This is a genomic window from Pseudoalteromonas sp. UBA6610 (assembly GCF_002433295.1).
GTDB lineage: Bacteria > Pseudomonadota > Gammaproteobacteria > Enterobacterales > Alteromonadaceae > Pseudoalteromonas > Pseudoalteromonas atlantica.
This window is the reverse complement of record NZ_DJHW01000023.1, coordinates 18136-22232: the sequence shown is the minus strand read 5'-3', so window position 1 is coordinate 22232 and position 4097 is coordinate 18136. Positions and strand designations below refer to the sequence as shown.

The 4097-nt window shown below is 43.1% G+C and carries 5 protein-coding genes; all 5 read left to right on the top strand.

What is annotated here, in order from left to right; translation table 11 throughout:
• Positions 1–145 precede the first annotated feature (145 nt).
• Positions 146–595 (top strand): transcriptional regulator NrdR, encoded by a 450-nt coding sequence (gene nrdR / locus B4F91_RS03455; protein ID WP_004586861.1) that lies wholly within the window; start codon positions 146–148, stop codon positions 593–595.
• A gap of 2 nt (positions 596–597) precedes the next feature.
• Positions 598–1731, top strand: a complete 1134-nt coding sequence (ribD, locus tag B4F91_RS03450; protein WP_096042167.1) for a bifunctional diaminohydroxyphosphoribosylaminopyrimidine deaminase/5-amino-6-(5-phosphoribosylamino)uracil reductase RibD — start codon at positions 598–600, stop codon at positions 1729–1731.
• Between the two features lie 16 nt (positions 1732–1747).
• Entirely contained in the window at positions 1748–2401 is a 654-nt protein-coding gene (locus tag B4F91_RS03445) for a riboflavin synthase (protein ID WP_004586863.1), read from the top strand.
• A gap of 29 nt (positions 2402–2430) precedes the next feature.
• Positions 2431–3543 (top strand): bifunctional 3,4-dihydroxy-2-butanone-4-phosphate synthase/GTP cyclohydrolase II, encoded by a 1113-nt coding sequence (ribBA, locus tag B4F91_RS03440; protein ID WP_096042166.1) that lies wholly within the window; start codon positions 2431–2433, stop codon positions 3541–3543.
• A gap of 101 nt (positions 3544–3644) precedes the next feature.
• Positions 3645–4097, top strand: a 453-nt coding sequence (gene ribE, locus B4F91_RS03435; RefSeq protein WP_288635376.1) for a 6,7-dimethyl-8-ribityllumazine synthase, incomplete at its 3' end; no start/stop codon positions are given.

Genomic DNA, 4097 nt, shown 5'->3' with positions numbered 1-4097 from the left:
AGGTTACAAACCTCGCGCCGCGATCAAATCACCCCTAGATAGAACAAATTTAACCCTGAAAGGCCAACAGGCCCTATTTTTTTTTGCTAAGATAAAAGGCCGCTAAATAGCGGCCTTTTTTGTTTTAAAACGGAAGTACCGAGTTATGCATTGCCCATTTTGTACCGCAAAAGATACTAAAGTTATTGATTCTCGCCTAGTCGGCGGAGGCCACCAAGTTCGCCGTCGTCGTGAATGTAACGAGTGTCACGAGCGATTTACTACCTTTGAAGGCGCCGAGTTAGTTATGCCACGTGTAATTAAACAAGATGGCAGCCGAGAACCCTTTAATGAAGATAAACTACTCAATGGCCTTAATCGCGCCCTAGAAAAACGCCCTGTTAGTACAGAGCAAGTGGATGAAGTGGTTAATATTATTAAATCGCAGTTGCGTGCTACCGGCGAGAGAGAAATATCAAGTCACCTTGTGGGTGAGTGCATAATGGAGGCGCTTAAAAAACTGGATAAAGTAGCCTATGTGCGGTTTGCCTCTGTGTATCGCTCGTTTGAAGATATACGCGAATTTGGTGAAGAAATTGCCCGTTTAGGGGAGTAATAATGCAAAACCAAACAACCTTTACTGCGCAAGATGAAATGTACATGGCACGTGCCATCGAGCTTGCAAAAAAAGGGCGATTTACAACCACCCCCAATCCTAATGTAGGGTGTGTTTTAGTTAAAGATAACAACATAATTGGTGAAGGGTTTCATCAATTAGCTGGGCAGGGGCATGCTGAGGTTAATGCTCTTGCTGTAGCAGGTGAAAACGCAAAAGGCGCGACTGCGTATGTTACGCTTGAACCGTGTAGCCATTACGGACTCACTCCGCCGTGTGCAGAGGGTTTAAAAGCCGCAGGTGTAGTAAAAGTTATTGCAGCTATGGTCGACACCAACCCACAAGTAGCAGGTAAAGGGCTTAAAATACTCAGCGATGCCGGTATTGAGGTGGCATTTGGGCTTTTAGAGCAGCAAGCGCGCGCACTTAATTTAGGTTTTTTTAAGCGTATGGAGCAGGGACTTCCGTATGTTACGTGTAAAATGGCGGCCAGCATTGATGGTAAAACCGCGCTTAAAAATGGCCAAAGTAAGTGGATCACCGGCAGCGCTGCGCGACAAGATGTACAACTACACCGAGCACAAAGCTGCGCTATTTTAACGGGCGCTGATACGGTTATTACCGATGATGCTAAGCTCAATGTGAGGTTAAGCGAGTTGCCACAGGCTTTGCCTACTGAATTACCCCTACGCCAACCGGTGCGTGTTATAATTGACTCACAAAATAGGCTTACACCAGAGCTGGCAGTATTTAATATTGAAAGTGAAATAATAATTTTTACTACCAAGGTTGATAAATCAACGCAGTGGCCGCATTTTGTAAGGCATATAGAAGTGCCACAGCAAAATAACAAAGTTAATTTAACGTCTGTTTTAGCGCACCTTGCTAAGCTGCAATTTAATCATGTTTATTTAGAAGCGGGTGCTACACTTGCCGGTAAAATGACAGAGCTTAATTTAATAGACGAATATATATTTTATCTCGCGCCTAAACTAATGGGGGGCGATGCAAAAAGCTTAGTTAATTTTGCACCGCTAACAGATATGCAAAACACCGTTAATTTGACGTTTAAAGAGTGTGTGAAAATAGGCGATGATTTACGTATAACCGCCACAAAACACACTCCAACCACTTAATTAAAAGAGTAGGGCTATGTTTACTGGAATAATTGAAGCCACAGGCAAAATTGCGCTATTACAAAAAAAACAAGGCGATTTAGCCATTCGCATTCAAAGCGCTAATCTTGATATGAGCGATGTAAAGCTTGGCGATAGCATTGCCACAAATGGCGTATGTTTAACGGTAGTTGATAAGCACATTGATGGCTTTAGTGCCGACTTATCAAACGAAACTATCAGCTTAACTGGGTTTGCAAATTATAATATTGGCCAAACAGTTAACCTTGAAAAAGCCATGCAGCCGGTTTCACGTTTAGGCGGGCATTTAGTGTCAGGTCATGTTGATGGCATTGCAACCATTACAGCCATTACTAGTAATGCGCGCGCCACAGAATATTGGCTAAGCACCGATGAAAACTTAATGAAGTACATTCCTTACAAAGGGTCTGTATGTATAGATGGTATAAGCCTGACAGTAAACGCTGTACAAGGTAATAAATTTAAATTAACCATAGTGCCGCACACAAGCGAGCAAACCACCATTGCTGATTTTAAAGTGGGCACACGCGTTAATTTAGAAGTCGACCAAATTGCACGTTATTTAGAGCGCCTTATTAAAGGGGCTGAGCAGCCGACTGGCTCAGATATTTCAATGAGCTTACTAGCTAAAGCTGGTTTTGTTAAATAACGACACTGATAACTTACACGAGCAAATTTATGAATTTACACAGCGCACAAGAAATCATCGATGACATTAAAGCCGGTAAAATGGTTATTTTAATGGATGACGAAGACAGAGAAAACGAAGGTGATTTAATCATTGCAGCAGAGCACATTAGCGCCGAAGCAATTAACTTTATGGCCACCCATGGTCGTGGCTTAATTTGTTTAACTATGACGCAAGAGCGTTGTGAGCAGCTTGATTTACCGTTAATGGTTAAAAACAATGGCGCAGCGTTTTCTACTAACTTTACTATGTCGATTGAAGCTGCCAAAGGCGTAACAACGGGTATATCAGCAGCCGATAGAGCGCGTACAGTTCAAGCGGCAATTGCAAAGGGTGCTGTACCAAGCGATATCGTACAACCTGGGCATATTTTTCCTATTATGGCACAACCAGGTGGCGTGTTAACGCGCGCAGGCCACACCGAAGCTGGGTGTGATTTAGCACGTTTAGCCGGCCTTGAAGCTTCATCAGTTATTGTAGAAATCCTCAATGCCGATGGCACTATGGCGCGCCGCCCTGATTTAGAAGTATTTGCTAAAGAGCATGGTATTAAAATTGGCACAATTGCAGATTTAATTGAATACCGAAACCTTAACGAAACCACCATAGAGCAAGTGGCTAAGTGTAAATTACCCACTGAGCACGGTGAGTTTGATTTAGTAACCTACAAAGATACGATTGACGGCCAACTGCACTACGTATTGCTAAAAGGCGAAATTAAAGAGCAAGAACCAACGCTTGTGCGCGTGCACTTACAAAGCACCTTTAACGACATTTTACTTTCAGACAGAAGTGCGGACCGTAGCTGGGGGCTTTCTGATGCAATGGCTTACATTGCAAAAAATAATGGTGCACTGGTTATTTTAGGCAAACAAGAAAGCACCGAAGAGCTAGAGGCCACAGTAAAAGCGTTTGCTGCTGCCGATGCTGGCGAGAATGTTACGCCGCGTAAATTTAAAGGTACATCGCGTACTGTTGGTGTGGGCTCGCAAATACTGGCTGATTTAGGTATTAAGCAAATGCGCTTAATGAGTCGCCCTAAAAAGTACCATGCACTTTCGGGCTTTCATTTAGAAGTGGTTGATTACGTTGAGCCACAATAAGGGCTCAGCTTTTAACTAGTCTATTTTTTTATTTTTATGGTATGATGCGCAGCAATTTTTGCGCAATCGCAACCGCTTGAACATATTTTTAGGGTTATCAAATGAAAATTATTGAAGGTAATAAGTACGCTCCAGGCAAAAAATTCGCTATTGTTATTTCTCGTTTTAACGATTTTATTGGTAGCAGCCTACTAGAAGGTGCTGTTGATGAGCTAAAGCGTACTGGTGGCGTAGCCGATGATGACATTACCGTTGTGTATGTACCCGGTGCAGTAGAGTTACCTTTAGCGGCAAAACGCATTGCGGCAAAAAAAGAGTATGATGCAATCATCGCATTAGGCGTAGTGATCAGAGGTGGTACACCACACTTTGACCTCGTTGCTGGCGAATCTAACAAAGGCCTTGCAAATGTATCGCTTGAGTATGATATCCCGGTTGCATTTGGCGTATTAACCACAGAAAGCATTGAACAAGCAATTGAACGCGCTGGTACCAAAATGGGTAACAAAGGCGGCGAAGCGGCATTAGGCGCGCTTGAAATGGTTAATGTGTTA